The following is a 26,897-nucleotide window of genomic DNA, read 5'->3' as shown; positions in this document are numbered from 1 at the left end:
GGTGTCCGCCGACGGGATAATACTCTCAGGCACAGCGACAGATGGGGCTTTCTTGGGGTTTTCGGAGGCTGGTCTCCGGAACCCATGAGGGCCTGACGGATGCTGGCGAGCGACAAATCCTCCCTAAAACGCACCCCATTGCACGCGCTCCATGTGGCGCGTGGCGGCAAGATGGTTCCGTTTGCGGGTTATGAGATGCCGGTGCAATTTCCGGCCGGCGTGCTGAAGGAGCACCTCCATACCCGCAGCGCCGTCGGCCTGTTCGACGTCTCGCATATGGGCCAGCTCGTACTGCGCCCCAAATCCGGCCGGGTCGAGGATGCGGCACTGGCGCTGGAGCGGCTGGTGCCACAGGACATCGTGGCGGTTGCGCCGGGACGGCAGCGCTACGCCCAGTTCACCAATGAAGACGGCGGCATTCTCGACGATCTGATGGTAGCAAATTTCGGCGACCACCTATTCCTGGTCGTCAATGCCGCCTGCAAGGCCGAGGACGAGGCGCATTTGCGCGCGCATCTCTCCGATAGCTGCGTCATCGATGCGCTCAGCGACCGCGCGCTGATCGCGCTCCAGGGGCCGAAAGTGGAATCCGCGCTGGCGAGGCTTGGCGCCGACGTCACGGCGATGAAGTTCATGGATGCCGGCCCGCGCAAGGTGGCTGGCTTCGACTGCTTCGTCTCGCGCTCCGGCTATACCGGCGAGGACGGCTTTGAGATTTCGGTACCGGCCGCACAGGCCGAAGCACTGGTGACGATGCTGCTGCAAAACCCCGACGTGCTGCCGATCGGCTTAGGTGCGCGCGACAGCCTGCGGTTGGAGGCCGGCCTCTGCCTTTACGGCCACGACATCGACACCACGACGACGCCGGTCGAGGGCGCGCTGGAATGGTCGGTGCAGAAGAGCCGCCGCAGCGGCGGCGCCCGCGCCGGCGGATTTCCGGGCGCGGACAAGATTCTCTCACAGTTCGAAAAAGGCGCCGCCCGCCGTCGCGTCGGCCTGCGCGCCGAAGGTCGCGCGCCGGTGCGCGAAGGCGCGCTGTTGTTTGCGGATGCGGTTTCCAGCGAGGCGATCGGCACGGTGACCTCGGGCGGCTTCGGCCCGAGCCTCAATGCGCCGGTGGCGATGGGCTATCTGCCAACCGCACTCGCCAAGAACGGCACGCAGGTCTTTGCCGAGGTGCGCGGCCAGCGCCTGCCGCTGCAGGTCGCGCCGATGCCTTTCGTTCCCAACACCTACAAACGCTGATTCACCAGAGGACTCTTCATGACGACGCTGTTCACCTCCGACCACGAATGGATCCGCATCGAGGGCGATGTCGCCACTATCGGGGTCACGGACTATGCGCAATCGCAGCTCGGCGATGTCGTGTTCGTCGAACTGCCCAAGGTCGGCCGCAGCTTGAAGAAGGCCGAAGCCGCTGCCGTGGTGGAATCGGTGAAGGCCGCCTCCGACGTCTACGCGCCGATCTCGGGCGAAGTGATCGAAGTCAACGAGGCGCTCGCCGCCGAACCGGCTCTGGTGAATTCCGACGCCGGCGGCAAGGCGTGGTTTTTCAAGCTGAAGATTGCGGACAAAAGCGAACTCGGCGGCCTGATGGATGAGGCCGCGTACAAGGCACACACGGCGTGAGGATGATGAACTCCGCCACCACACACTCACTGTCGTCGCCCGGCAAAAGCGCGAAGCGCGTCTTCACGCAGGAGACCGGGCGACCCAGTACGCCGCGGCCTGTCGGTTCATTGCAGGCTTCCCGGCGTACTGGATGCCCCGCCTTCGCGGGGCATGACGACGAATAAAGAGGAAGGACCCATGAACGCGCCGCTCAAGACCACTGCTGAGGCCGCCACCGATTTCGTGCGCCGGCATATCGGCCCCTCGCCCAGCGACATCGCTGCGATGCTGGACAACATCGGCGCGAAGAGCCTTGACGAATTGATGAGCCAGACGCTGCCGTCCTCGATCCGGCAGAAGCAGCCGCTCGATCTGGGTCCGGCGCTGAGCGAAACCGAGGCGCTGTCGCATATGCGCGAGCTCGCCGCGCAGAACCAGGTATTCACCTCGCTGATTGGCCAGGGCTATTCCGGCACCATCCTGCCCGCGGTGATCCAGCGCAACATCCTGGAGAACCCGGCCTGGTACACGGCCTATACGCCGTATCAGCCGGAGATCAGCCAGGGGCGGCTGGAGGCGCTGTTCAACTTCCAGACCATGATCTGCGACCTCACCGGCCTCGACGTCGCCAACGCTTCGCTGCTCGATGAAGGCACTGCCGCCGCGGAAGCGATGGCGCTCGCCGAGCGCGCCTCGCAGGTCAAGACAAAGTCGTTCTTCGTCGATGCCGAGGTGCATCCGCAGACGCTCGCGGTCTTACGCACCCGCGCCGAGCCGCTCGGCTGGAACCTGATCATCGGCGATCCCCTCACCGATCTCGAAAGCGCCGACGTGTTCGGCGGGCTGCTGCAGTATCCGGGAACGTCAGGCGCGGTGCGCGACTTGCGGCCGGCTATTTCGGCGCTCCACACCAAGGGTGCGCTGGCGGTCATGGCGGCCGATCTGCTGGCGCTGACCCTGATCGCCTCGCCGGGCGAGCTCGGCGCCGACATCGCGGTCGGATCGGCGCAGCGGTTCGGCGTGCCGATGGGCTATGGCGGCCCGCACGCGGCCTATATGTCGGTGCGCGATGCGCTAAAGCGTTCGCTGCCCGGCCGCATCGTCGGGCTGTCCCTGGATTCGCGGGGCGCGCCGGCCTATCGGCTCGCGCTGCAGACCCGCGAGCAGCACATTCGCCGCGAAAAGGCCACCTCCAACATCTGCACCGCGCAGGTGCTATTGGCAGTGATCGCCTCGATGTACGCGGTCTATCATGGCCCGGAGGGGCTGACGCATATCGCGCGCACCGTGCACCGGCGCGCCGTGGTGCTGGCCGCGGGCCTAACCAAGCTCGGCTTTGCGGCGGCCTCACAGGCGTTCTTCGATACGATCACGGTCGCGGTCGGCGCCAGGCAGGGCGAAATCGTGGCACGCGCGCTGGCTGAGAAGATCAATCTGCGGATCGGTGGCGGCACACTCGGCATCGCGGTGGACGAAACGACCACGCCTGCGACGGTGGAAGCGGTGTGGCGCGCCTTCGGCGGCAAGCTGTCCTATGCAGATGTCGAGTTGGGCGCACGCGAAACGTTGCCCGCCGAACTGAAGCGCGACAGCGCCTTCCTCACCCATCCCGTATTCCACGCGCACCGCTCCGAGACCGAGCTGCTGCGCTACATGCGTAAGCTCAGCGATCGCGATCTCGCCCTCGACCGGGCGATGATCCCGCTCGGCTCCTGCACCATGAAGCTGAACGCGACCACGGAGATGATCCCGCTGACCTGGCCCGAATTCGGCTCGCTGCATCCGTTCGCGCCGCGCGAGCAGGCGGCGGGCTATCACGCATTGTTCAAGCGGCTGGAACAATGGCTGTGCGACATCACTGGCTATGACGCGATCTCGCTGCAGCCGAATTCCGGCGCGCAGGGCGAATATGCCGGCCTGCTGGCGATCCGCGCCTATCACGCGGCGCGCGGCGAGCCGCACCGCAGGGTGTGCCTGATCCCCTCCTCCGCGCACGGCACCAATCCGGCCTCCGCCCACATGGCCGGCATGGAGGTGGTGGTGACCGCTTGCGATGCTCGCGGCGACGTCGACGTCGACGACCTTCGCGCCAAGGCGGAGAAGCATTCGAAGAATCTTGCCGCGGTGATGATCACCTATCCCTCGACGCATGGCGTGTTCGAGGAGCACATCACCGAAATCTGCGACATCGTGCATAGCCATGGCGGCCAGGTCTATCTCGACGGGGCCAATATGAATGCGCAGGTCGGTCTCGCCCGGCCCGGCGATTACGGCGCCGACGTCTCGCATCTCAACCTGCACAAGACGTTCTGCATCCCGCATGGCGGCGGCGGCCCGGGCATGGGGCCGATCGGCGTCAAGGCGCATCTGGCGCCCTATCTCCCCGGCCACCCCGCAACCGACGGCGCCACGCCGCATCCGATCGGGCCGGTATCAGCGGCGCCGTTCGGCTCTGCGTCAATCCTGACCATCTCCTACCTCTACATCCTGATGATGTCCGGCGAAGGCTTGCAGCGCGCCACCGAGGTCGCGATTTTGAACGCGAACTACATCGCCACCCGACTCGATCCGCATTTCCCGGTGCTCTACCGAAATGCCAAGGGCCGCGTCGCGCATGAATGCATCGTCGATCCCCGGCCCTTGAAGACGACCAGCGGCGTCACCGTCGACGATATTGCAAAACGCCTGATCGACTACGGCTTCCATGCCCCGACCATGAGTTTCCCGGTCGCGGGCACGCTGATGATCGAGCCGACTGAATCGGAATCGAAGGCCGAACTCGACCGCTTCTGCGATGCTATGATCGCGATCCGAAGCGAGATCACGGAGATCGAGATCGGCCGCTGGAAGGTCGAAGCCTCGCCGCTCCGCCATGCCCCGCACACCGTGCACGACATTGTCGATGATGCATGGAATCGCCCGTATAGCCGCGCCACCGGCTGCTTCCCCGACGGCGTCTCGCGCACCGACAAATATTGGAGCCCGGTCGGCCGCGTCGACAATGTCTATGGCGACCGCAATTTGGTGTGCTCGTGCCCGCCGATCGCGGACTACGCGCAGGCTGCGGAGTGATAGTTGAGAGAGCAGTCATTCCGGGATGGTCCGAAGGACCAGACCAGAATCTCGAGATTCTCAGGTGCGCAATTGCGCACCATAGTTCGCATCTCCGATGCGCCCTGGAATGACAGCAAGGCAACGCGAGTAGGATGGGCAGAGCGAAAGCGAAACCATCACTTGCCACCCGCGGATGCGGGCCGATGATGGGTTTCGCTCCCGCGCTACCCATTTTGCGGCAACTCCGCTACGGCACGAGCAGGACCGGGTCCCAGCGCCACAGCCGGTCGTTGGTCAGGTGCGTGCCGCCCCACCATCGGTCGATTGGATTGTGGCGGCTGAAATCCTCCAGGCCCGCCAGGATCGCCTTGCCGAGCGGAGTGAGCGACAGCCGGCTTTCTTTGTACCGCGCGAGGCGCTTATAGTCGTCGTGCATCTCAAGGGAGAACGGCCATTCCGCGAGACCAGAAACAGCAGGCGCCGGCGCCAGCGCAAGCCCTTCGAGGAGAGCACCGGCTTCCCAATAGTCGAACACGCGGCGTTGGAAGCGCGCTTTGTGATGCGAAAATACGTCGAACGGATGCAGGTAGCCCGCCGAGATCAATTCGAGCATCCGCATTTCCGACGCGCCGAGCCCGGTTGCGCGCCCCGGTAGTTCTTCGAGCATCTCCAGAACGCATCGCCGAAGCTGCGGCAGGATGCTGAGATCCTTCGCCAGCAGATCGAACCACGCATGGGGCGTCGGCGCCCGGAGGGCCTGCCACGCAAGGCTTGCGATCTCGAGATGATCGTCGTTGATCGCTACGCCCGCAAATTTCATTTTGGCAAGCCGCGCCGGTTCTGTCTCGCCAAGAGCGGCATCCACATGTCACAGCGTAAGTCCCAAGCTTTTCGCGCGTGGGCCGAGATAGTCGAGCAGCCAGATCAGTACCAGTTGGGCGTTCGGATCCGTATTCATCCAGAGCTCAACCGTTTCAGCCCGCTGGCACGCCTCGACCAGTCCGAGATCATTCGTCTCGAATTTCTGCAGCCGCTGCGGCGGCATCGAATCGAGCCAATGGCCGTCCGGCTCTTGGCTCCTTCGTGGCGCCAGAAATGCTGCAAGCTCCGAATCTGAGCGTGGCAGTCCCCAGACCATCCGAAGCTTGATCGCGACAGCCAGATCGGCGTGACCGGCCGATACAATGCTGCCTGCGCTGGAGGAATCGGCCGTCAAGATCAGACGCGTCATGGTGCACCCCGTTTGGACTGCTTGCGGGAGGGCGCGATCAGCACCGGATTCCAGCGCCAGAGGTTATCGTTGGTCAGGTGCGTCCCGCCCCACCAGCGGTCGATCGGATTGTGCCGACTGAAGTCTTCCTTGTGGGCGAGAACAGCCTTGCCGAATTCGGTGAGCGACAACCGGCTGCGCAGGTAAGCCGGCCCCCGGTCCCGCAAATTCTTACGGTCGAGTGTGCGCAGTTCCTCATCGAGGCCGGCCACAGCCGGTCGCGGGCCATGCGCAAGCCCATCCAGCAAGTAGCCGTATTCCCACTCGCTGAAGATGCGCGTTTGCCGCAGTTGGTACAGATGGAAGAGCGCATTCGTCAGCGAGTATCCCCGCGCAATCAGCTCGAGCATCCGCATTTCCGAGGCGCCAAGCCCTGTCGAATTCGACGGCAGTTCTTCGAGCAGATCGACCAAAACGGGTTTGAGAAGCGGCAAGGCACTCAAATCCTTGCTGAGCAAATCGAAGCAAGCTTCCGGTGTCGCCACGCCTGCCAGGCGGCGCTCGCCGTCGCCAATTCCTTTTCCGTAACCTGAACGGCCGGCGGATCCCACCGGCCAAACTTGTCAAGCGCTCTCATCTCCAGATCGACAAGACGCAGCTTCAACCTGCCAACGGTTTGCGGATAAGAGCAGAAATAATCCAGCAGCCAGATCAATTTCATCTGCGCTTTCGGCCGCACGTCAAACCATAGTTCGACGGTTTCATAGTGCTGGCAGAATTCGGCCAGGCTGAGATCCCGGTGCTTCCTGCTTTTGCTGTGTTTCCACTGGCTACCGCCCCAGTCCGACCAGTGTGTAGCTCTGTCGTGGCTGTGGCTTGCGGTGCGCGGGCCAAGATGGGCTGCGAGTTCATCCGACGAGGGCTGCGGTCCCCAGACGAAATCGAAAAAAGCTAAATCCAGCGCGAGGTCGGCCAAACCATTCTTTGTAAAGTCTGACATCAACCAGTCGGTCAGAATCAGAGGCTTCATCACGACTCATCCATATCCATCAAACAAAACGGGCGCTGAGAACGTCGGCAACTCAACGTCCGCAGCGCCCGTGCACGTTTCAGGCCTTAACCCCTGAAGCGTTTCTGAAATTTACTCGTCCGCCGGCTCCTCACCGTCGGCATCGCGCTCGGCGGGACCGGCCAGAATCTGCTCGGCGATCAGGCCGGAGTTCTGGCGGATTGCAGTCTCGATCTTGGCGGTCATGTCGGGGTTGGCCTTGAGGAACGCTTTCGCGTTCTCGCGTCCCTGCCCCAGACGCTGGCTGTCATAGGAGAACCAGGCGCCGGATTTTTCGACGATGCCGGCCTTGACGCCGAGGTCGAGGATCTCGCCCATCTTGGAGACGCCCTCGCCATACATGATGTCGAACTCGACCTGCTTGAAGGGCGGCGCCAGCTTGTTCTTCACCACCTTGACACGGGTGGTGTTGCCGACGACCTCGTCGCGCTCCTTGATCGCGCCGATGCGGCGTATGTCGAGGCGGACGGAGGCGTAAAATTTCAGCGCATTGCCGCCGGTCGTGGTTTCCGGCGAGCCGTACATCACGCCGATCTTCATGCGGATCTGGTTGATGAAGATCACCATGGTGTTGGATTTGTTGATCGAGGCGGTGAGCTTGCGCAGCGCCTGGCTCATCAGCCGCGCCTGCAGGCCCGGCAGCGCATCGCCCATCTCGCCCTCGAGTTCGGCCTTCGGCACCAGGGCTGCCACCGAATCGACCACCAGCACGTCGATCGCGCCGGAGCGCACCAGCGTATCGCAGATTTCCAGTGCCTGCTCGCCGGTGTCGGGCTGCGAGATCAAGAGCTCGTCGATGTTGACGCCGAGCTTACGCGCATAAACCGGATCGAGCGCGTGTTCGGCGTCGATGAATGCGCAGATGCCGCCCTTCTTCTGTCCCTCGGCCACGCAGTGCAGCGCCAGCGTGGTTTTGCCCGACGATTCCGGCCCGTAGATTTCGACCACCCGCCCCTTTGGCAGGCCGCCGACGCCAAGCGCGATGTCGAGCCCGAGCGAGCCCGAGGACACCGTCTCGACGTCCATCGAACGGTCGTTCTTGCCCAGCTTCATCACCGAGCCCTTGCCGAACTGGCGCTCGATCTGGGAGAGCGCGGCAGAGAGGGCCTTGGTCTTATCCATGGAGGATCCTTCAACAATACGCAGGGCAGTGGCGGACATAATACGTGCTCCTTATGGCGGGGATTCGCGAGCGGGACAAACGGCGGAGAGCGGCTTTTTTGGATCCGATTTCGATGAGGAACCTGTACCACGTTTGTTCTATGTTCGCAATATGTTCTTTTTACCAGCGGCCGTATCGGTCTGTTTCCGACATCAATCGACCTCATGAATAGCCGTGCCGCTTTGAAAAAAGACTCGGAACCGGAACTCCAGCGGCGTAGTCTATTAGTATCACCGTGCGGTCCCCCGGCAGTTAACGGTGATGAGAACGCAAGTTGCGCTCCCGCCCTAACACAACAGGGAGCAGCGCCATGCAGAAGCGGCGCCGTTTCAAACCAATCGATCCCCTCGATAAGCGCCTTTCAGAGGAAGCTGAGCGTCTAAGGAAAGAAGCCAGAGAGACGCCTCCGGGCGTTGAGCGCGAGGAACTTTTACGCAGAGCACGGCAGGTGGAAACCGCCTCGCACATCACGGAGTGGTTGAAGTCGGGCGGTCTACAAACCCCAACCTAAGGGTAAGGTCGCCTTTGCCGGTGCGCCCGTTCTCTTGAAGTTGATCGTCAACCCGGACGGCTCTGTCCGCACGCGCAATCCTGTATGTTCAGCACGCATCGAGGGCTCCACGATGATCGGCGTGATCATTGCCGCAATCCTGTATGCCTCGCTGATTTATATATGCGGGCGCTACACTGCGAAATATGCGGCGCAGAGGGGGACGCTCCGAAGCTGTCTGGTTCGTCCTGGGCGGCCTGCTTTATCCTTTTCTGTATATCTTCCTCGCTTTGTTGCCGCCGCGGCGTAGAGAGGCGCTAGTCTAGCGGCGGCCAAAATTCCCTCGGCCGTATTGCGCAAAATAAAAGGGCCGCCTCTCAGCGGCCCCTGCCGGTACAAAATTGGATCGGGATGAAAAGCAGCCCCGGCGGCAGCCAGCATAAGGTTTTTTGCACCGGCTTTTGGAGTCCGTAGTACCACGGTGTTTCGATACCGGAACCGAGAATCTCCGGTCGATACGTCTCCAGGCGCACCTCCCCGAGTGATGGTCGCCTCCTCGCCTTTACTGACTGGGCAGCCGCCAACCACGCTGCCTTCTAAGTACACTTTTGTACTTCTCCCCGGAACGGATTCCGCCGCAGTGCGTAATCGGGTGCGGGGGCGGCGGATAGTCTCACGGGTAGTAACGGGGAACCAGGATTGTGCCGGGCAAGAAATATCTAACCGAACAAGCGGCAACCTTTCTCAAATTTGCAATGGCCACCACGGATCCGGACATCGCTGCAGGCTTTCTCGACAAGGCCGCCGACCTTTCGGCCAAGAGTGCAGAGGCGCCCGACGCCAGCCCCCGGGCGCCTGATGTAGAGCAGCCAGAAAGCTAGCTCTCGCGATGAGGCCGCCAAAGAGCGGCCTCATCGTTTTAAGGCGCCATCTTCAAGTGAAACACCAGACCGCATCGCCTACAATTTTAGACGTGCTTGCAGTTCGATCTGAACCGTCCGTCAAACTGCTCCCGGTAGGTCTTGCAGTATGCATACACAGGCTGTCTTCCTTGAACCCACCCTGCCAACGCTTCAACAGCATGGCACCGATCTCCTCACCTGGCTCCTCAGCCTCGGCCGCACACCCGAACCTTCGCGGGTGCCGCCACCGGTGCGGCCGGACGCGCCGTCGCGCACCCACATTCCGCCGCGGCAGCCTTATCCGTCGCGCCAGGAATAACCGGCCGGCACAGTCAGGCGCCGGCCGCGGGTCCGGCACGCCGGCAGCGCCATGGCGAGAACCGCGGCCGGCCCAGGCAGCCAAACGACCCCGCCGCATAGCCGATGGGGGCGAAAAATTCGCCTCGGAGCGTTGAACTTTTTTCATGCCGTCCAGACAAAACCTTGCCTGGGATATTGCATCACTCGGGGAATAGGCCTGCGCCGCCAAGCGATCATACTCCGCTTGCGCGGCGCAGCGCTTTTTTGCGCGCGGCCGCGGCCGGGAATTCGGCCGTGCTCCCGGGGATTGAAGCGAGGGGAAGAAGAAATTCCACCGCCCCTGCTATTGCGCGCAGCTGGAATATGGAACCTTTGCGGTTCCGCCGCCGTTAGTGCGGTGGAATGCGGGAGATTTCCATGAATCACAAAGGCGTAGAATATACGCTTGTCAGGTCGGAAACCCCGGGAATCTGGAAGTGGCAGTTTCGGATCGGCGACTTGGTCAGGTCGGGAAAGACCGAGGCAAGGCTTGCCCTGTTGGCCATGCGCCGCGTTCAATTGAAGATCGATCGCGAGCTGAAGCATCCGGCGCGCAAACTGACGTCCTGATTGGGCCCACTTGAAATTCCCGGCCCTGCCCGCGCCCTTCGCTTGGCGTCTAAACCGGCGCTGATCGATCCTGCTCAGTTGTATTCTAAGTATTTGCAATTTTAAGTATGAGATCTGAATTTCACGCGGTGGGGGCCGCAGCGGGATTTTTTGTAATGATTCACAAGGGCGTTGAATACACCGTGACCGCGGTCGCTCCGGGCGTCTGGAAATGGCAATTTCGCATCGGCGACAGGATCGTCACCGGCAAGACCGAGGCCAAGCTCAACCTGCTTGCCATCCGGCGCGTCCAGCTCCGGATCGATCGGGAGCTGAAAAAAGCCGAACGAGAATAGGTCTAAACCCGACCGGCTTCTTGCGCAGCCCCTGCATGGGAGAAATTATAAGTAATTACCTCGTTTTAGCGCCAAAACATCATTCGGTTTATATGCCCGGCAACGTGCATGGGCCCGTAAAAACCCGGAGTTGATCTTTCGGTACGGCAGAAGTCCACTCCACGGCCTTTGGTATCTCCGGGCCAACGGCGGCTCCTTTTAGCATCTGGTCAGCTTGCCATGCCGATCTACTTCTTCAGCGTTCGCCATGGCGAGGATGCGTGCGTAAGTAACGATGGCGCTGAGTTTCCTGATCACAACGCCGCCTGGAAGGAAATGACCGGGGTCTGCGGCGACATGATCGCGGACGTTTCCCGAAAGCTTTCCGAAAACGCCGAGTGGCAGATGGAACTGCTGGATGAAGGCAAAAAGCCGGTATTCCGGATACGCCTCGTCGCGGAGACGCTGCGGGAGAACGATTAAAGCCGCGCTAGCGCTCAAATCCTCATCCCCTGAGGAGCCTGCGAAGCAGGCGGCTCGAAGGTGGCCGCGCGGATAAGCTAGGGGCCTCATGGTTCGAGACGCGTGGAGCCTGTCATCGGGCCGCGCTACGCGCGGACCCGGTGGCGCTCCTCACCATAAGCGGCTTATGACACGGTAGAATTAGTCCGCGTGCACTTTTCGGAAAGCCTCTTCCGGTTCGGCCGCCGGCGCATTGCCCTGCCGCAGCTCTCGGGCGGAGACGAAGCGGACGCCGACCAGCTCGCCGCGCCGCCAGATCAAGGTGCAGACCCGCCGCACCTCGCCGCCCGCGGTGAGCGACAGGCCGAACATCTTCGGCACGGCGAGATCGCCGACATCCAGACAGGCACCATTATCGGAAATGTCGAGGATGTAGCACTCGATCCACGGTGCGTCCGGCGCCGGTATCAGGAATCCCGGCTTGTGCAAGTCGACCCGAACGAACTTGCGGGCACCGAGGTCTTTGCGGTCTCTCGCCATGATTTCTCCTGTCCGTAGAAATACTAGGCGGAACACCTGAATACCGAGTTATCGGTATCAGGCAAAAATCAGGGTATCGGCGTCAATCGCAGCGGCCCGGCGGAAACGCCGTTGCCTAATCGGCGCTGGCAAGCCGGCGCATCGTGAATTCGATCTCCCCACTGGGAAGCTCGCGCCAGCTTTCGACCGAACTCATATAGGCCGCTTTGGGATAGCGGTTGAGGAAGTCGCGCGCCCGGGCCCTCGCTTCCTCGCGCGGCAGCGTAAAAGTCTCGCGCAGAAAGCCATCGCCCGGCTTGCGCCGGCCGGCCATCCGACTCGCGAGATCGCGCGGACGAAAGACCATGTCGCAACTCCAGACAGATGACGACAGGTCAAAATATAGGGCTGCCGGCGAACGAATCCTACCCGCAGCCTGGCAGGATTAGTGGCTGCTGCTGCCGGTCTTGGTCTTCGGCTGCTTGGCGGGCGCCGCGGCCTTCGGCGGCTCATTGCTGCGCACAGTGCCCCAGGGATCGGAGGACGCCTTGGAGTCGGGAATCTTCCTCAAGGATTCCTTGTAGGCCTTCTCCTTGATCGCATCCTGCTCCTTTTCCTCCGGCGTCTTGGACTGCATTTCCGGCATCAGGTTGATATTGGGGGTCTGCGCGTGGGCCGGCACCGTCAACAACACCACCACCGCGGCCGCGCTCAGCATTCTCATGACGCTCTCTCCTTTGGGACGCTTTCAGCGTTTCGTTGGATAGATACCATCGGCCCAACGGCATCGCCAAGCACAAGCGCCCTCGCCTGTGGTTCGACGCACCCTGCGGCCGTCGGATGCGCAGCATTTTGGGCGATTACGTCCCAATCGCGACGGATCGGCCACATTTGGCGCACAGCGCCGCTGTTCCCTTCGCCGCCATGACCACTACAATGCGGGCAAGAACACTATCGGATGAGGAAACGGTCGTTCATGCAACAACAGCCACAAGCGGCAGAATTCGGCATCGCAGACGCAAGGCGCGTGCTCGGCGAGGTATTTGCGCCGTGGGTGATGGATCTCAATTTGTCGATCGAGCGCTTCGATTGCGCGCCATCAGGCGATGCCGCCGACTGGCAGCCGGGCGCGATCCTGCGCATGCCGTTCGCGGAGCGGCTTTGCCGCAACGGCGGCACCGTCTCCGGCCAGGCATTGATGGCTTTTGCCGACACCGCGATGGTGATCGCCAACCTCGCCGCCAACCGCGGCTATCGCGCGATGACCACGGTCGATCAGACCACGCATTTCATGCGCGCCATTTCCGCCTCCGACGTGCTCGCCGATGCGCGCGTAGTCCGTCTTGGACGCACCATGAGTTTTGGCCGTGTGACGCTGCTTTCCGCCTCGGACAACAAGCCGGTCGCGATGGTCTCGAGCGCGTTCGCGATGCTCTAGAAAATTGGGTGGCGGGCAAAAGCACGACCTGCGCCGTGCCCGATATTCACAGCGATGAGCCGGCCCCCGTAATTCCCTCGTCTTGCCAGAACATGATTCGTCTGGCGTCCTAGTGTCAAAATTGTTCGGAGGGAACAATGCTCAAAATTATCCTTGTGATGGCAACCATCACCATCATCGGTTGCGCAGCGGTGATCGCTATTTCTGAACTCGTGACCCGTGCGCGCCATCCACACCCCGCCCCGCCGCCGCTACGCCGCCGGGCGTTCTAGACGAGAGGGGTCGTCCGCAGCCTTCGCAGACCGGGCATGCAACCCGCTGATTTGCCGCGTGCCAAAAGTGCAGTTTCATGCCGCGGCGCGCGACACGATGGCGTGACGTGCAAATCACTTCTGATTTTCAGAAATCGTGTCAAGCCCACCCGGTCTTCCCCGCGCCCTCTGAATTGGAGAGGGCGGGAAGTTGAAAGCAAAGCTCGGACGCAAAGCGTCGCGAGATCGTTGCCTGATATTCAGTTGTCATCGTCCGCCAACGGGTCGCGCGAATGCGCGCCAGCGATTGAACGGAGAAGCCGCGGCGTACTGGATCCCCGCCTTCGCGGGGATGACGGCGGTGTGTGTGTCGCTAATCTCTCAAGTCATTGCGGCTGCACTACGCTGATGGAGACTCACATTCCTCTCGCCCTGCGCCGCCGCCAGCGCCAGACCGCAATCACCATCAGCAGCACCACCAGCCCGGCCGCGATCGCGCCGCTCGTGAATCGCCCGCCAGGCCGATCGATCGTGCGCGACATCAGAGAGGGCGCCTCGCCCGGCCGCGCCAGGCGGAACGCCACCACACTATCGCCAATGGTCGTGCCCGACTCCGAATGACCGCCGGCGCCGATCGCGACATATTGTTCGCCCTTCCACATGTAGGTCATGGGATTGGCGACACCCGGGACCGGCAGGCGTCCCTGCCACAGCTCGCGCCCCGATTGGGCGTCGAAGGCGCGCAAATACGCATCCATCGCGCCCGTGAAGACGAGACCGCCGGCGGTAATCGCAACGCCGCTGACCAGCGGCGTGCCAAACGGCAAGGCGATGCCGAGCGGGGCGCGATCCTCCGTGGTGCCGACGCGCGAACGCCAGAGAATCCTGCCCGCCTTCAGGTCGACCGCGACCATCTCGCCCCAGGGCGGCTTGTTGCAGAGCAGCCCCAAGGGCGACAGCGCCACCGTCCGTGTCATCGCAAACGGCGCGCCTTGCTGCCGTCCGAAGTCGTGGCCGGGCGGCGGATTGAACCCATCCGCCACAGCCGCGCGCGGAAGCAGCTTGACGATGTGGATCGCCCGCGTCGTGTTGGCGTAGAGAATTTGGTGGACCGGATCGAACGCCGCCCCGCCCCAGTTCACGCCGCCGCCGGTCATCGGAAACACCACAGTGCCTTGCGTCGACGGCGGCGTGTAGAGTCCGTCATTGCGGGCCGAGGCGACCTGCGCACGGCAGGCTTCCCGGTCCCAGAACGGAACGAGGCCGAACACGTCATCGGACGAAATCTGTTGCGGCAGCAGCGCCGGCACATGAGTCGGAAATGGCTGCGTCGGCGAAAGCTGCTCGCCTTCTGCGCCGCCTTGCGGCACGGCGCGCTCCTCCACCCTCCATATTGGCTTGCCCGTATCGCGGTCGAGCACGAAGACAAAGCCTTGCTTGGTCGGCTGGATCACGACGTCGCGCGGGCCGTCGCCGGTCTCAATGCGCGCCAACGTCGGCTGCGCCGGCAGGTCGTAGTCCCAGACATCGTGATGCACGGTCTGAAACGACCAGACGCGCTCGCCGGTCTCGGCGCGCAGCGCGACCACCGAATTGGCGTAGTCGTTGTTGCCGGGTCGCTTGCCGCCCCAAAAGTCGGGGCTTGGCGAGGATGTCGGCAACAACACGAGGCCCTTCTCCTCGTCCGCCGACATCGGTGCCCACACATTGGCGTGACCTGCGGTGATACCGTCATGCAGCAGTGGGTCGAAGACCCAGCGCGGCCGCCCCGTTCGCGCATCGAAGGCACGCACCGTGCCGGGTGGCGCCTCGACCTTGCGGTTGTCGGAGATCGCCGAGCCGACGATGACGATATCGCGGGCAATCACCGGAGCCGACGTGATCTGGAATTCGCCGGGCCATTCCAGTGGAATGCCGGTGTCGATTTTGATCTCGCCATTGCCGCTGAAATCGGCGCAGCGCATTCCGGTCCTCGCGTCGAGCGCGATCACGCGCGCATCGTTGGTGGCCATGAAGATCCGCGCGCGGCAGGCGGCATTTTCAGCCGCGCGCGCGTCGACCCAGTAAGCCACGCCGCGGCAATTGTAGCGGTTGGCCGGCCGTTGATCGGTCGAGATTTTCGGATCGTGTCGCCACTTCTGCACGCCGCTGCCGGGATCAAGCGCGATGACCTCGTTGAAGGGCGAGCAGAAGATCAGGCTGTCCTCGACGAAAAGCGGGGTGGCCTGAAACTTGGTTCGCCGCATCACCTCGCCCGCGCGGCTGTCGAGATCGCCGGTGCGAAACTCCCAGGCGCGGACGAGACGATCGACATTGAGAGGCGTGATCTGCGCGAGCGGCGAAAATCGCGATCCACCGCGATCGCCGCCCCAGTGCTCCCAGGCGCAGGCCGGAAGCGAGAAACAGAGGATGACAACGAAGGAAGTGAATAGACGAACCGGATTTCGCATTCCGCCCCCCGCAAGCGCCATGCAACGCTTGCGGGATGGATTATCCTATCGCCACCTCAGTATCCACCCCTGCGATAACCGTCGCCATAGTGGCCACCGCGGCCGCCGCCGAACCCGCCGAGACCAATGCCGATGCCGATGCTGACCGGCGGCGGTGGCGGCGCAGGCTCGTACACCTCGCGCGGCGGCGGACGGCGCACGACCACGACGTCGTCATCTACCTCACGCGCGCGCCGCGGTGGCTTGCGATCGACCCGCTTCGGCGGATCCGGCTCGACGCGCCGGACCGGCGCATTGACCTTGATCGGCTGCTGCGGCGGCTGCACGTTGCAGGGGCACATCGGTGCGGCGAGCGCGACGTTCTGCGGCACGGCTGCGGCGGCGGCCGAAACAGCCGGGGTGAAGTCGGGACGGTTGCGCAGCCGCTCCTCCAGCTTGCGCGCGGTGGCGCTGAGATCGCTGTCGGGGAATCGCGCCAGGAACGAGCGATATCCGGCGGCCGTATTGGTGAGCACGGCGTTGTTCCACGCCACCATGCGCCGGTGACGAACCAGCCAATCCCGCGCCAGCCGCCCGAGCGAGGTCTGCGGGTAGAGGCCGGCAAAGGCCTCATAGGCCTCGTCGGTGCCGTCGGCCACGATCAACGCGTTCGCCGCTTCGACCGGCTTGCCGTTCAGATCGCGCGTCCATTCGGCGACCGTCTTCTTCGGAGCGGCGGCAGGCTTGGGTCCTGCGACCAGTGCGCCGGAAAAGCGGAAATCCTCGGTCAGCGACGAGCTGTCCCACGGCGTCTGCCGCCCTTCGGTGACCTTGTTCACCGCGAGCCGCACCCGCTTGAAGGTCTCCTCGATCGGAATTCCCTGCTCCCTGCCCGCCGCGAGCAGCGCGGTCGTATAGGGGCTGTTGGAGCCGGAGCCGTCTTCCGCGACGGCACCCGGCGAGGTCGAGAACGACAGGAACGTGCCGGGCGCGCCGACCTTCGCATCGACAAGGGCAAGCCCGCTGCCGGCAGTCTTCAGGTCAGGGAACGGATTATTGCGGCAGGCATCGAGCATCAGGATTCGCATCCTGCTCGGCACCGAGGTCAGCGTGTTGAGGATGTCGTTGAGGCGCACCGCCTGAATCGGAATGTCGGCTTCGCGCTTGGCATCAATGTCGACCGGAATGAGAAAATTCTCGCCGTCGATCTGCAGCCCGTGGCCGGCGTAAAACACCAGGGCGACGGTATCGGCACCCTTCGCGGCCACCTTGCCGGCGAACTCGCTGACCGCCTCACGCATTTGATTTTGCGACAGATCGGCCGCGGTCGAAACGTCGAAGCCGGAATCGGTCAGCAATTGCGTGACCGCCCTGGCGTCATTGGCCGGATTGGGCAGCGCCGGTACAGAGCGATAGGCGGATTGGCCGATCACCAGTGCGAGGCGATTTTCGGCGGAAGCCGACTGCGAACCCAGAAGCAACGCGGCGGGAACCATCAATCCAAACAGCGTGTGACGGAGCATGATGCCACCTCCCGAGAATGCAGGCTACGCATTGGTCAAGGCCTCGGAGCCAAAGGTTCAAGCCGCCCGCGCCATGCGAGGCGTGACCACGCCGCGGTTCGCCGGCGATCTTGTCGCAGGTCCGATTTCCCGCGCAGTGATGTGAATCACAGTCTCGGAATCGTTATGTTGTCTGGGCCGCAATGCCGCTGTCCGGAACGGTGGCTCTACGGTAATACAACCTCCGATGCGGCGGATCGTGGTTCACTTTGCGCTGGTGGCAGGCGCAGCGTTGACGCTTGCGGGTTGCGGCTTTGCCGACATCCGCTCGCCGGTGCCGGAGCTCATGCGCGCCAAGGCACCCGAGCCGCCCGCGTTGGGCGCGCCGCCGGACGTCAAGATGCTGCTGAGGCAGAAACTGGACTCGGTATTCACGGCGGCCTCGCAGCCGACCCAGGTTCGCGTCTCCGAGCCGCGCCCCAACCTCCGCGGACCCGGCTGGACCGCATGCGTCAAGGCCGAAGTCGTGTCCGTGACCGGCAAACCGCTGGGCACGCAGACCTACCGCATCGAGTTTGCCGACGGCGCAATCGCCGACCGGCAGAAGGTCGAGCCCGAAGATACCTGCTCGACCGAGAGCTACGAGCCGGTCTAGCCCTACAAACACCGCGTCGTCGCCCGCACCGGGCAGAGCTTCAGCGCGCCGGTCAGCGAGAGCAGCACCCGCGCCCCGCGACCTGGGTTGTCAGGCGAACGATAGCTGAGCGGCGCGGCGGCGCCGATATCGGCTTGCAGGCCTTCGGCGAGGAAGAAGCGGACGCCACCGCCGGCGGACGTCAACGAAAGGCCCTCGCTGAGCCGATAGCCATCATTCCAAGCGACGCCGCTGTCGACGAAGGCGTAGAGCTGGTAGCCGCTCAGATATTTCAGGTTGGTCTTCTGGTCGAAGCGCAGTTCGACGGTGCCCGCAAGGCCGTTGTCGCCGCTGATCTCGGCGCTGCCATAGCCGCGGCCGAAGGCGATGCCGCCGAGATAGAATTGCTGCGAGGTGAAGAGCGGGCCGGACGCCGTCTGGCCAGCCGCGGCCAATTTCAACGACCACGCATCCGTCAGCGTCTGGTAGCGCGCGTACCAGAAGTTCAGCGCGGAGAATGTGCCGGAGGCGCCGACGCGCGACAGGTCATCATCGCCACGATGCGACGCGCCGAAGATGTCGAGGCCGTGGCGATAGTTCACCGTCAGATAATTGGTGCCGCCGAAATTGTCCTGCAGGCGGTAGTCCGAGGTCAGGCTCGCGGTGCGGATGCGATCGGCATAGATCGGGCCGAACACGTCGTTTTCGGACGCATTGGTGAATCCGGCGGCCGCGGTCAGCGTCAGGCTGGATCTCTGCGATTGCAGCGGCGCGATGCTGCCGCGGACCTCGAACGACTCTGTCTTGATGTTGTCGCTGTAGAGATGGCGGTAGTCGCCGGGCCAGACTTCGCTGTAATAGCCGGAGGCGCCGATGCGGGCACCATCGGTGCCGACGGGCACCTCGTAGGACAGCCGGCCGAATGCGAGCTGCCTGGGGTCGCCGGGCGTCGTCGAAAGATTCACCACGAAAGAATCGCCGGGCGCGAGATAGGAGTTGAACGCCGCCGTCCCGTAGCTTTGCCACGGCCCGACCGACGACGACCCCAGATTGTCGACGCCGAACGAGGTGAACACGTGCCAGGTCTTCAGCGACAGGATCAGGCGGAACTGGCCGCTCGCGGTGCCGATCTCTTCGATCGCGGTGTCCTCGATCCGCACGCCCGGGCGGCCGTTGATCAGGAGCAATTGCCGTTCGAGCGTTGCAAGCCGCGAGGGCCGCTCCGCCAGCACGGCAGCGAGCATCGGCCGGACGCCGAACTGGTCGGCGCCCTCTCCCTTCAGCGTCAGATCGGTAATGTTGCCTTCGATGACCTGAATGCGAAGCTCGCCGCTCTGCACATCCTGCGGCGGAACGATCGCGCGGCTGAGATGAAAGCCGGCCGCACGATAGGCGTCGCTCACCGCGCTGGCGATCGCCGCGAGATCGGCTTGCGACACTTTTTTCCCAACATAGGGTTGATACGCCGTCACCAGCCGATCCGGCGGAACTGCGACGGCGCCGCTGATCGTGACATGCCGCAGCACGAACAGCGACTTGGAATCTCCCTGCCCCTCCGTTGCCCCGAATTGCGGCGATGGCAGGCGGGGTCGTCCGTTGGCGCCTTGGCTCGATTGTTGATCCTCGAAGCGTTTTTCGATCTGCCTTGGATCATAGCCCGGCTGGCTCGCGTGCTCCGCGTGCGCCGGAAAACCGGTGATAGTCCACAGGCCGACGCTGATCGTCAGCAGGCAATTCCGGACATTGGCTGCTCGAACCGTGCATCTCCGTACATCTACGGAGAGGAACCGATGCACGTTGATGAAAGCGCTAGCCATATGATTTTTATTAGAAATTTATGGTAAACGAATGGTTAACGCCTCTCCGAAAGAGCACGGCTTTCGCTCACTCAATGTTGAAACATTTCCGATAGCGTCCCGGGACAAAGCGGCAATCGGAGAAAGTTTCATGGGTGCGCTTCCTCACCTCTCGAGAACACTCGCGGCGATGTTCTTCCTGGCGACGGCTTCCGTCGCCTACGCCGCCGATGGGGGCGACTGGACAGTCAGCAAATCCTCCGGCGAGGTCTGGCTCACCGGCAACGGCGTGCAGCAGGCATCGCTGAAACAGGAAGACGTATTGAAGCCAGGCGATACGGTTCGCACCGGCCGTCACGGCCGCGTTCTGTTGACGCGCGGCGAGGAGGTGATTCTGGTTGCGCCAAATTCGGTGGTCGGCCTTCCCGTCGAGAAGAAGGAAGGGCTTTCGACGACGATCATGCAGCAAGCCGGTTCGATCCTGCTCGATGTCGAAAAGCGCAATGTCAAGCATTTCGAAGTCGAGACGCCTTACCTCGCCGCGGTGGTGAAGGGCACGCAATTCCGCGTCACCGTCAACGCAGGAAAAACCACCGTCGACGTGATCCGCGGCCAGGTCGAAGTCGCAGACTTCAAATCGGGCCAGATCGCCCAGGTGATGGCCGGCCAACACGCGACGGCTTTCGCGAACGGCAAGGCCGGCCTGTCGCTGGGCGGGGCCGGCGTTCTCGCCCCGATCGAGCCCGGCAAACCCCGCGCGCCTTTGATCGAGCGGGTGCCGGTGCCGCGCAATGGTCTCTCCGCACCGCGCCATGCGGCCAACGGCCTGAACAAGCATGCGAGCGTCCATCCCGCCGGGCATGGCGTGACCCGCATCTCCTCATCGATCGGCGAAGTTCGGGTGAACTTCCACCGCGTCACCAACGGCCTTGCCCATGGCAGTTCTGCTTCGGCCGGAGCGGCGCGCGGCGCGTCTAAATCCAATACAGTCTGGAGTTCATCCACTCCAGGCACGGACACGGCCGCCGCCAACAATGGCCAAGGGGATAACGGCGACGGCGCCGCCGCCAGTGCCGCCGGTCGAGCCAATGGAAGCGCGGTAGCGGCTGTCGGCGGCGGTAACGCCAATAGTGGCAACGGCAATAGCGGCGACGGCAACAGCGGCAATGGCAACGGCAATGGCGGCAACGGCAATAGCGGTAGTGAAATTGCCTCCAATCGAGGCGGCAACGGAGCTAACGGTAGTGGCCGCGGCAACAGCGGACATGGAAGAGGCCGCTAGCGGAGGATCAACCGCAAGAGGCTGACGACCTTTCGACCCGACACACCAGAACGGTGACCAAGTGAAACGATATCGGTCGCATATTTTCGTGATGATTGCGTTGGCGATCGTCCTGGCGGGCGGCTGGCACAGCTCGCTTCGCAACGCGCTGGCCGACCTGCGGTTCGCCTGGCAGTCGCGACAGGTCTCTGGCAACATCGTGGTGATCGCGATCGACGCATCGTCGATCGACAGGATCGGCGTGTGGCCCTGGCCGCGCGTTCTCCATGCCGAGCTGATCCGTCAGTTGCAGAAGGCGGACGTCCAGGACATCGCGCTCGATGTCGACTTCTCCACGCCGTCGGATGCATCGTCGGACCGAAACTTTGCCGAAGCCCTGCAGAATGCCGGCGGATCGGTGGTGCTGCCTTCCTTCCAGCAGCCTCGCACCGACAGGACAACACTTCACATCAATCGCCCGCTGCAGCAATTCGCCGAACATTCCTGGCCCGCGGTGGTCAATGTCGAGGTTGGACGCGACGGCCTCGTCCGCCACTACCCATTTGGTGAGAAGCTGGACGGCAAATTCGTGCCCTCCATGGCTGCCGTACTCGCCGGCCAATACGCCGAAAAGCGCACGCCCTTTCTGATCGACTTCAGCATCAGAACGGCTGGAATCCCCAAAGTATCCTTTGCCGACGTCCTGCGCGGCGATCCGGCGACACTGCAAAAGCTTCAGAGCAAGAAGGTCATCGTCGGCGGCACGGCGCTCGAACTCGGCGATCGCTTCAGCGTCCCGAACGGCGTGATCCTGTCCGGCCCGGTGCTGCAAACCCTCGCTGCGGAATCGCTGTTGCAGAACCGGGCGCTGCAATGGACTTCGGGTGTCGTTACGGCGACCGGCCTGGCCCTGCTCGCCCTGCTGATGCTGTTCTCTTGGCGCCGCCTTTCCGCCGGCACGAGAGTGGCGCTGCTCGCCGCAACGGCGATCGCGATCGAGGCAGGCGCATTTGCGCTGCAGGCGGTGTTCCCGCTCATGCTCGACACGTCGCTGTTTCACATCGCCATCATCGTCTACATCGCGGCTACCGGCCTCGACGAAATCGACATCCGGGACCTGCTCGGCCGGGTCGCCGAGAGCCGCTTCCAGCGCGTAGCCATGTCGCTAGGCGACGGGCTGATCTGCACCGATTCCAACTACCTGATTACGGTGTGGAATCCGGGCGCCACCGCAATCTTCGGCTATTTGCCCGAAGAGATGATCGGTCGATCGTTCGACAAGATTTGCGCACGTGACGGCACCACTGCCACATCGCCTTTTTCCATCAGCGACGCCGCACGGCTTGCTGCGGGATCGGTGATCGAGTTCGACGGACGCCGCAGCAATGGCGAGGTGTTTCCGGTCGAAGCCTCCTTCTCCGGCTGGCAAGGCACCGACGGCTTTCAGTTCGGCGCGATCCTGCGTGACATCTCGGTACGCAAGCGCGAAGCAGCGAGAATCAAATATCTGGCGGAATACGACACGCTGACAGGGCTCATCAACCGAAACACGCTTCACGGCGAACTCGAAGCGAAAATCTCCGCGGCCGAAGCAAACGGCCACAAGGTTGCACTGCTGGTGATCGGCATCGACGGCTTCCAGCAGATCAACGACATGCTAGGCCACACCTGTGGCGATCTCGTGCTTCGCGCCATTTCGCAGCGCCTGACGGCGGCCATTCCGCCGGCGGGTCAGGTCGCGCGTTTGAGCGGAGACGAATTCGCCATCGCCGTTCCGACCAGCGACATCGGAGAAAGCCTCGGACGCTTTGCCGAACAGATCGGCGACGGCTTCGACACACCACTGTTGGCCGGAAATCGTCACCTCCGCGTCAAGGTCAGCATTGGAGCCGCCGTTTTCCCGGGCGATGGACGAACGGCGGACGAACTCCTCAGTAATGCGCATCTGGCGCTGAGCCGCGCCAAGGCGACCAACCGCGGCGGCTACGTGCTGTTCGAGGACTCGATCCGCCGCGAACTGGAGAAGCGCCTGACACTGGAAGCGGAGCTGGCGCTGGCTGCGGAACGCAACGAGTTCGAACTGTTCTACCAACCACAATTGCATCTGGCCGACGGCCGGTTGATCGGCGCCGAAGCCTTGATCCGCTGGCGTCATCCTGAGCGGGGCCTGGTTTCGCCTGGGGAATTCATGCCGGTAGTCAACACCTCGCCGATTTCCGATCGCATCGCCGAATGGGTCCTTCAAACCGCCTGCGCCAAGGGCGCCGCCTGGGAACGTGCGGGACACAAGCTCCGGATCGGTGTCAACCTTTCGCCCTCCCAAATGGTGTCTGGTGATCTCGCAATCTCAGTCGCGCAGGTGCTTGCCAACACCGGTTTGAGTCCAACTAGCCTGGAGCTCGAGGTCACCGAAGACATCCTGCTTCACGATGAGCAGGGCGCGCTGAATACGTTCCTCGAGATTCAGGAGCTTGGCGTTCGCCTCGTCTTCGACGATTTCGGCACCGGCTTTGCCAGCCTGAGCTATCTGAAGAAATTCCCGCTCGACGGGCTGAAGATCGATCGCTCGTTCGTGCTGGGCTTGCTGACCAACCCTGACGATGCGGCGATTGTTAGTTCGACCATTGGCCTTTCCAAGCAGCTCGGCCTGTCCGTCATCGCCGAAGGCATCGAGGACCGCTCCACGGCCGATCTCCTGGCCAGGATGGGCTGCGAGGAAGGACAGGGCTATTGCTTTGGGCGGCCGATGCCGGCAACCGAATTCGAAGCCAAATTCCTGGCGGCCCCTACCGCCGTCGAGGTGGCGTAACAGCTTCAATCGCTCGATCAGGCTGAACGACCCGTTAATGCGATCGCTCAAATCCGAGCGTCGCGACAACGCTATTTTCCACCTCTTTTCACTACGCTCGGCCGTGAACGCGATGGCCCAAGCGGCGCCTTGAGGCGTCGTGGTCACATGAATCGCGCACGGGGATACGGGGAAGTGGCCGACATTGCCGACATATCGACGGTGCATCGCGCATCGAGCAAGAACGCGAATGCACCGGGCTCCGGCGGGGCGTTGATGCCGCTGGCCGGCGTTTCCGCGACCCAGTGGCGCGCGCTTTCCGAGCGCGCCGCCGAACCGAACGGCTATTACCTGCCCGGATGGGAATTGGCGGTGAACGCATCGGCACGGGGGCGCGTCGATGCCGCCGCGCTCGGCGCGTGGGAGGATGCGTCCCGCCTGATCGGCCTAGCGCCCGTAATTTCGATGTGGCGTGCCTACAGGATCCCCCTGCCTGCCCTGGTCAGCGCCGATCCCTACGGCACGCTTTGTACGCCGCTGCTCGACGCTGATATGGCGGAGGAAGCCGTAACCAGCATGCTGCGTCGGGCGCGGCGGAGCGGCGCGCATGCGCTGATCTTCCGCGCCACCTCGCTCAATGGCGCCGCCATGAAAGCCTTTACCGACGTGCTGCGTCGCGGCGGCATGCAGCCGCTGGTGCTGCAATCGCATGTCCGCGCCTGCCTCGATGCCACCGGTGACGCCGATACGGTGCTGCGCGACGCGCTCGGCGCAAAGAAGCAGAAAGAGCTGCGTCGCCAGCGCAATCGCCTCGCCGAACACGGCCCTGTCCATTTCGACGTGGCGCGAACGCCCGAAGAGATTTCTGCCGCTGTCGAAACGTTCCTGATGCTGGAAGCCAGTGGCTGGAAAGGTCAACGCGGCACCGCGCTCGGCCAGCACGAGGGCGATGCAGCCTTCGTTCGCCGCGCCACGTCGGCGCTGGCCGAGACCGGCCAGTGTGAAATCGTGACCTTGCGCGCCAGCGAGATGCCGGTGGCATCCGCTATCGTGCTGCGCCATCTGGACCGCGCCTTCTACTTCAAGCTCGGCGTCGACGAGCGCTTCGCGAAGTTTTCGCCGGGCGTGCAACTGACACTGGAATTGACCCGGCATCTCTGCGCCGACCCGGCCATCTCGACGGTGGATTCCACCGCGAGCCCCGATCATTCCATGATCAACCCGATCTGGCGCGGTCGCCTTGCGATCGGCGATGTCCTGATTCCGCTACGGCGGAACGATCCCGTCGTGTCGCTGATCCGCGCAGCGCTCCGCTTGCGCGGCGCGATCCGCGAGCCGGCGCGCCGCATCGTTCAATTCGTCAGAGCACGGCAAGAAAAATCCTAACAGGAAAAATCCTAGATGAATACGCTCACAGCCATTGCGCCGGTGATCACGGCCGATCATGACGCGCTTCGCCGCGACTTTCCGCTAAAGCCGTTCGCGATCCGCCACAAGCTCGCCGGTCATCCGCTTCTGGCGCTACCGCGCATCGCGCAGTTGGCCTCTGAGCTGCCGCGCGATCTGATCGAATATAATTCTGGCAAGGTCGCAATCAGCCAGGATCCGGACGCGATTCCCACCGTCGACCTCGACCCCGTCGAAATCGTGAAAAGCATCGAAACCGCCGGCGCCTGGATGGTGCTCAAGCGTGTGGAGAATTCGCCCGAATATCGCCGTCTGCTGGAAGACACGCTGCTATCGGTCGCCCGCGCCCGCGGCTTCAACAGCTTAGCTGATGCCGGTTTCGAGCAGGTCGAAGGCTTTCTGTTCGTGTCCTCGCCGAACTCGACCACACCGTTTCATCTCGACAGCGAAGACAATTTCTTCGTCCACATCCACGGCGAAAAATTCTTCACGATCTTCGACAATACCGACCGTTCGATTGTTTCCGACGACGAGATCGAACGCTCGATGACCAAGCATCGTAACATCAAATACGATGAGAGCATTGCGACGCGGGGTACGGAATTCCACCTGTTCGCCGGTGACGGCTGCTACGTGCCCTATCAATGGCCGCACTGGGTGCGCACCGCAGGCTCGTACTCGATTTCGATGGCGATCACCTGGAAGACGCGCGAAGTGCGGCGGATGAACGATCTGCATTTCTTCAATTCGATGCTGCGCGGCATTGGCCTGCCGCAGCAGCCGCCCGGCAAGCAGCCAGCGCTCGACGTGCTGAAGCTCGCGTTCTATCGGACGGTGACGACGGCGATCAAGCCGCTGCGCGCCTCCATGGCGATGCGCCGCGTGTTGCGGCGGATCGCGCTCGGTAGACGGGCGAACTATTATTTGAAGGGAGCGTAGCCATCTCACTGCAGCGGCGAATGCGGCGCGGGCAGCATGATGGTCGAGTGCATTTCCTCGAGGAAGCCCGGACCCTTGCCGAGGAATTCCTGCCAGGCCGGGTCCTTCATCGCGCTTCCGCGGGCTTCGGCGCGGGCGTTGAGGCTGGGATAGGCCCAGATGTGGCAGGCTTCGTTCGGTTGGCCTGCTTCAGTCGTCCAGAGGCCGACGATCTTTGAATATTTCTCGCGTTCCGGCAGCACCGCGGTGAACGCATCGAGCCACTGCTTGAGACCGCCCGCGGCCTTGGCGCGGTAGTTACGGAGTTCGTAGACATTGCCCGTCGATGCCGGGGCAATTGGCGGCCGCACCGCGTTCATCAGGCGGACGTCCTGACGGACCAGCAAGGGACGGATCAGCGGCACGTATTCCCCGCCCCAGCGCGAGTTCTTCGCAAGCTCGGCCCGCAGCCGCGTGCGCTCGTCGAAACTGTTGTAGCTCCACATGTGCAAGACCTGGTTGAGCGGACCGATCTCGGTAAACCAGTAGCCCTCGAGCTTGCCGTAATCGTCCTTGCGGATCGCGCGCGAGATGGTACTCGCGGCCTTGATCATGTCGCCTAGCGTGCCGGGCCTTACGGTGTAGGTTCGCAGTTCATAGATCATGACGTCTCCCCAGGTTTTCTTGTTTTATTGATGGGGCGATACCCGCTGTCAAATGCCACACTGCGCCGTCCGGAAAGAGCCTCTCACCCCGACCCTCTCCCCGCAA

Annotated in this window: 26 protein-coding genes; 14 read left to right on the top strand and 12 right to left on the bottom strand. The window is 63.1% G+C overall.

All coding sequences use genetic code 11. The features are described from left to right. The first annotated feature begins 99 nt into the window (after nucleotides 1-99). From gcvT to gcvP, 3 genes are all read left to right on the top strand, one after another. Nucleotides 100-1,245, top strand: a complete 1,146-nt coding sequence (gene gcvT, locus HCN50_RS07530) for a glycine cleavage system aminomethyltransferase GcvT (RefSeq protein ID WP_171708974.1) — start codon at nucleotides 100-102, stop codon at nucleotides 1,243-1,245. An 18-nt stretch (nucleotides 1,246-1,263) separates the two neighbouring features. Beyond that, entirely contained in the window at nucleotides 1,264-1,629 is a 366-nt protein-coding gene (gene gcvH, locus HCN50_RS07525) for a glycine cleavage system protein GcvH (protein ID WP_171708973.1), read from the top strand. Between the two features lie 180 nt (nucleotides 1,630-1,809). Further along, nucleotides 1,810-4,683, top strand: a complete 2,874-nt coding sequence (gene gcvP, locus HCN50_RS07520; protein WP_171708972.1) for an aminomethyl-transferring glycine dehydrogenase — start codon at nucleotides 1,810-1,812, stop codon at nucleotides 4,681-4,683. Nucleotides 4,684-4,912: 229 nt separating this feature from the next. On the opposite strand, the gene HCN50_RS33550 is transcribed toward gcvP, so the two are convergent. The 5 genes from HCN50_RS33550 to recA all read right to left on the bottom strand — a co-directional run bounded on the left by HCN50_RS33550 (nucleotide 4,913) and on the right by recA (nucleotide 8,105). Next, the gene (locus HCN50_RS33550) at nucleotides 4,913-5,485 is read right to left on the bottom strand and encodes a hypothetical protein (RefSeq protein ID WP_235976816.1); all 573 of its coding nucleotides are present in this window, start codon (nucleotides 5,483-5,485) and stop codon (nucleotides 4,913-4,915) included. Between the two features lie 48 nt (nucleotides 5,486-5,533). Further along, on the bottom strand, nucleotides 5,534-5,896 hold the full coding sequence (locus tag HCN50_RS33545; RefSeq protein WP_235976815.1) for a hypothetical protein: 363 nt from the start codon (nucleotides 5,894-5,896) through the stop codon (nucleotides 5,534-5,536). After that, nucleotides 5,893-6,369 (bottom strand): hypothetical protein, encoded by a 477-nt coding sequence (locus tag HCN50_RS33540; RefSeq protein ID WP_235976814.1) that lies wholly within the window; start codon nucleotides 6,367-6,369, stop codon nucleotides 5,893-5,895. Before HCN50_RS33540 ends, HCN50_RS33545 begins: the two co-directional genes overlap by 4 nt. Before the next feature lie 5 nt (nucleotides 6,370-6,374). Continuing rightward, nucleotides 6,375-6,905, bottom strand: a complete 531-nt coding sequence (locus HCN50_RS33535) for a hypothetical protein (RefSeq protein ID WP_235976813.1) — start codon at nucleotides 6,903-6,905, stop codon at nucleotides 6,375-6,377. 111 nt (nucleotides 6,906-7,016) lie between these two features. Then, nucleotides 7,017-8,105 (bottom strand): recombinase RecA, encoded by a 1,089-nt coding sequence (gene recA, locus HCN50_RS07505; protein WP_171708971.1) that lies wholly within the window; start codon nucleotides 8,103-8,105, stop codon nucleotides 7,017-7,019. A 1,192-nt stretch (nucleotides 8,106-9,297) separates the two neighbouring features. Between recA and HCN50_RS07495 the strand changes: the two genes are divergently transcribed. The 4 genes from HCN50_RS07495 to HCN50_RS07480 all read left to right on the top strand — a co-directional run bounded on the left by HCN50_RS07495 (nucleotide 9,298) and on the right by HCN50_RS07480 (nucleotide 11,204). Beyond that, entirely contained in the window at nucleotides 9,298-9,477 is a 180-nt protein-coding gene (locus HCN50_RS07495) for a hypothetical protein (protein WP_171708969.1), read from the top strand. 738 nt (nucleotides 9,478-10,215) lie between these two features. Further along, nucleotides 10,216-10,407, top strand: coding sequence for a hypothetical protein (locus HCN50_RS07490; protein WP_171708968.1), 192 nt, complete (start codon nucleotides 10,216-10,218; stop codon nucleotides 10,405-10,407). Between the two features lie 155 nt (nucleotides 10,408-10,562). Beyond that, nucleotides 10,563-10,742: a hypothetical protein gene (locus HCN50_RS07485; protein WP_171708967.1), complete on the top strand. Its 180-nt coding sequence runs from the start codon at nucleotides 10,563-10,565 to the stop codon at nucleotides 10,740-10,742. A 219-nt stretch (nucleotides 10,743-10,961) separates the two neighbouring features. Next, nucleotides 10,962-11,204 (top strand): DUF6894 family protein, encoded by a 243-nt coding sequence (locus HCN50_RS07480; RefSeq protein ID WP_171708966.1) that lies wholly within the window; start codon nucleotides 10,962-10,964, stop codon nucleotides 11,202-11,204. A gap of 180 nt (nucleotides 11,205-11,384) precedes the next feature. Here HCN50_RS07480 and HCN50_RS07475 read toward each other — a convergent pair whose 3' ends face one another. From HCN50_RS07475 to HCN50_RS07465, 3 genes are all read right to left on the bottom strand, one after another. Beyond that, nucleotides 11,385-11,723 (bottom strand): PilZ domain-containing protein, encoded by a 339-nt coding sequence (locus HCN50_RS07475; protein ID WP_171708965.1) that lies wholly within the window; start codon nucleotides 11,721-11,723, stop codon nucleotides 11,385-11,387. 115 nt (nucleotides 11,724-11,838) lie between these two features. Continuing rightward, on the bottom strand, nucleotides 11,839-12,069 hold the full coding sequence (locus HCN50_RS07470; RefSeq protein WP_171708964.1) for a hypothetical protein: 231 nt from the start codon (nucleotides 12,067-12,069) through the stop codon (nucleotides 11,839-11,841). Between the two features lie 78 nt (nucleotides 12,070-12,147). Further along, complete coding sequence (locus HCN50_RS07465) at nucleotides 12,148-12,426, bottom strand: hypothetical protein (RefSeq protein ID WP_171708963.1); 279 nt, start codon at nucleotides 12,424-12,426, stop codon at nucleotides 12,148-12,150. Nucleotides 12,427-12,678: 252 nt separating this feature from the next. Here HCN50_RS07465 and HCN50_RS07460 point away from each other — a divergent pair, with 252 nt between their 5' ends. Together HCN50_RS07460 and HCN50_RS34210 are read left to right on the top strand one after the other, a co-directional pair. After that, entirely contained in the window at nucleotides 12,679-13,140 is a 462-nt protein-coding gene (locus HCN50_RS07460; RefSeq protein ID WP_171708962.1) for a PaaI family thioesterase, read from the top strand. Nucleotides 13,141-13,277: 137 nt separating this feature from the next. Beyond that, nucleotides 13,278-13,412 (top strand): hypothetical protein, encoded by a 135-nt coding sequence (locus HCN50_RS34210; RefSeq protein ID WP_283812055.1) that lies wholly within the window; start codon nucleotides 13,278-13,280, stop codon nucleotides 13,410-13,412. Between the two features lie 395 nt (nucleotides 13,413-13,807). On the opposite strand, the gene HCN50_RS07455 is transcribed toward HCN50_RS34210, so the two are convergent. Both HCN50_RS07455 and HCN50_RS07450 read right to left on the bottom strand, forming a co-directional pair. Beyond that, nucleotides 13,808-15,841 carry a pyrroloquinoline quinone-dependent dehydrogenase gene (locus HCN50_RS07455; RefSeq protein ID WP_171708961.1) on the bottom strand — a complete coding sequence of 678 codons (2,034 nt, stop codon included), beginning with the start codon at nucleotides 15,839-15,841 and terminating at the stop codon, nucleotides 13,808-13,810. Nucleotides 15,842-15,897: 56 nt separating this feature from the next. After that, on the bottom strand, nucleotides 15,898-17,343 hold the full coding sequence (locus HCN50_RS07450; protein WP_171708960.1) for a caspase family protein: 1,446 nt from the start codon (nucleotides 17,341-17,343) through the stop codon (nucleotides 15,898-15,900). 238 nt (nucleotides 17,344-17,581) lie between these two features. On the opposite strand from HCN50_RS07450, the gene HCN50_RS07445 reads away from it, so the two are divergent. Beyond that, the gene (locus HCN50_RS07445; protein ID WP_311967381.1) at nucleotides 17,582-17,977 is read left to right on the top strand and encodes a hypothetical protein; all 396 of its coding nucleotides are present in this window, start codon (nucleotides 17,582-17,584) and stop codon (nucleotides 17,975-17,977) included. A gap of 2 nt (nucleotides 17,978-17,979) precedes the next feature. Here the strand turns inward: HCN50_RS07445 and HCN50_RS07440 are convergent, their stop codons facing one another. Further along, a complete protein-coding gene (locus HCN50_RS07440) occupies nucleotides 17,980-19,773 on the bottom strand; it encodes a ShlB/FhaC/HecB family hemolysin secretion/activation protein (protein WP_171708958.1) in 1,794 nt (597 codons plus the stop codon). Between the two features lie 130 nt (nucleotides 19,774-19,903). Here HCN50_RS07440 and HCN50_RS07435 point away from each other — a divergent pair, with 130 nt between their 5' ends. From HCN50_RS07435 to HCN50_RS07420, 4 genes are all read left to right on the top strand, one after another. Continuing rightward, nucleotides 19,904-21,034: a FecR domain-containing protein gene (locus HCN50_RS07435; protein WP_171708957.1), complete on the top strand. Its 1,131-nt coding sequence runs from the start codon at nucleotides 19,904-19,906 to the stop codon at nucleotides 21,032-21,034. A 61-nt stretch (nucleotides 21,035-21,095) separates the two neighbouring features. Next, a complete protein-coding gene (locus HCN50_RS07430; protein WP_171708956.1) occupies nucleotides 21,096-23,822 on the top strand; it encodes an EAL domain-containing protein in 2,727 nt (908 codons plus the stop codon). A gap of 174 nt (nucleotides 23,823-23,996) precedes the next feature. Continuing rightward, nucleotides 23,997-25,187, top strand: a complete 1,191-nt coding sequence (locus HCN50_RS07425; RefSeq protein ID WP_311967378.1) for a GNAT family N-acetyltransferase — start codon at nucleotides 23,997-23,999, stop codon at nucleotides 25,185-25,187. Between the two features lie 15 nt (nucleotides 25,188-25,202). After that, nucleotides 25,203-26,147 carry a cupin-like domain-containing protein gene (locus HCN50_RS07420; protein WP_171708955.1) on the top strand — a complete coding sequence of 315 codons (945 nt, stop codon included), beginning with the start codon at nucleotides 25,203-25,205 and terminating at the stop codon, nucleotides 26,145-26,147. Nucleotides 26,148-26,152: 5 nt separating this feature from the next. Here the strand turns inward: HCN50_RS07420 and HCN50_RS07415 are convergent, their stop codons facing one another. Then, the gene (locus tag HCN50_RS07415; protein WP_171708954.1) at nucleotides 26,153-26,791 is read right to left on the bottom strand and encodes an NIPSNAP family protein; all 639 of its coding nucleotides are present in this window, start codon (nucleotides 26,789-26,791) and stop codon (nucleotides 26,153-26,155) included. Nucleotides 26,792-26,897: the final 106 nt, after the last annotated feature.

Origin of the sequence: Bradyrhizobium archetypum, assembly GCF_013114835.1 — a bacterium.
GTDB classification, from domain to species: domain Bacteria; phylum Pseudomonadota; class Alphaproteobacteria; order Rhizobiales; family Xanthobacteraceae; genus Bradyrhizobium; species Bradyrhizobium archetypum.
This window is presented reverse-complemented; position numbering and strand designations above follow the sequence as displayed.

Coding starts and splice junctions, on each gene's coding strand:
- gcvT (WP_171708974.1), top strand. CDS start 100: ATGCTGGCGAGCGACAAATCCTCCCTAAAACGCACCCCATTGCACGCG.
- gcvH (WP_171708973.1), top strand. CDS start 1,264: ATGACGACGCTGTTCACCTCCGACCACGAATGGATCCGCATCGAGGGC.
- gcvP (WP_171708972.1), top strand. CDS start 1,810: ATGAACGCGCCGCTCAAGACCACTGCTGAGGCCGCCACCGATTTCGTG.
- HCN50_RS33550 (WP_235976816.1), bottom strand. CDS start 5,485: ATGAAATTTGCGGGCGTAGCGATCAACGACGATCATCTCGAGATCGCA.
- HCN50_RS33545 (WP_235976815.1), bottom strand. CDS start 5,896: ATGACGCGTCTGATCTTGACGGCCGATTCCTCCAGCGCAGGCAGCATT.
- HCN50_RS33535 (WP_235976813.1), bottom strand. CDS start 6,905: ATGAAGCCTCTGATTCTGACCGACTGGTTGATGTCAGACTTTACAAAG.
- recA (WP_171708971.1), bottom strand. CDS start 8,105: ATGTCCGCCACTGCCCTGCGTATTGTTGAAGGATCCTCCATGGATAAG.
- HCN50_RS07490 (WP_171708968.1), top strand. CDS start 10,216: ATGAATCACAAAGGCGTAGAATATACGCTTGTCAGGTCGGAAACCCCG.
- HCN50_RS07485 (WP_171708967.1), top strand. CDS start 10,563: ATGATTCACAAGGGCGTTGAATACACCGTGACCGCGGTCGCTCCGGGC.
- HCN50_RS07480 (WP_171708966.1), top strand. CDS start 10,962: ATGCCGATCTACTTCTTCAGCGTTCGCCATGGCGAGGATGCGTGCGTA.
- HCN50_RS07475 (WP_171708965.1), bottom strand. CDS start 11,723: ATGGCGAGAGACCGCAAAGACCTCGGTGCCCGCAAGTTCGTTCGGGTC.
- HCN50_RS07470 (WP_171708964.1), bottom strand. CDS start 12,069: ATGGTCTTTCGTCCGCGCGATCTCGCGAGTCGGATGGCCGGCCGGCGC.
- HCN50_RS07465 (WP_171708963.1), bottom strand. CDS start 12,426: ATGAGAATGCTGAGCGCGGCCGCGGTGGTGGTGTTGTTGACGGTGCCG.
- HCN50_RS07460 (WP_171708962.1), top strand. CDS start 12,679: ATGCAACAACAGCCACAAGCGGCAGAATTCGGCATCGCAGACGCAAGG.
- HCN50_RS34210 (WP_283812055.1), top strand. CDS start 13,278: ATGCTCAAAATTATCCTTGTGATGGCAACCATCACCATCATCGGTTGC.
- HCN50_RS07455 (WP_171708961.1), bottom strand. CDS start 15,841: ATGCGAAATCCGGTTCGTCTATTCACTTCCTTCGTTGTCATCCTCTGT.
- HCN50_RS07450 (WP_171708960.1), bottom strand. CDS start 17,343: ATGCTCCGTCACACGCTGTTTGGATTGATGGTTCCCGCCGCGTTGCTT.
- HCN50_RS07440 (WP_171708958.1), bottom strand. CDS start 19,773: ATGGCTAGCGCTTTCATCAACGTGCATCGGTTCCTCTCCGTAGATGTA.
- HCN50_RS07435 (WP_171708957.1), top strand. CDS start 19,904: ATGGGTGCGCTTCCTCACCTCTCGAGAACACTCGCGGCGATGTTCTTC.
- HCN50_RS07420 (WP_171708955.1), top strand. CDS start 25,203: ATGAATACGCTCACAGCCATTGCGCCGGTGATCACGGCCGATCATGAC.
- HCN50_RS07415 (WP_171708954.1), bottom strand. CDS start 26,791: ATGATCTATGAACTGCGAACCTACACCGTAAGGCCCGGCACGCTAGGC.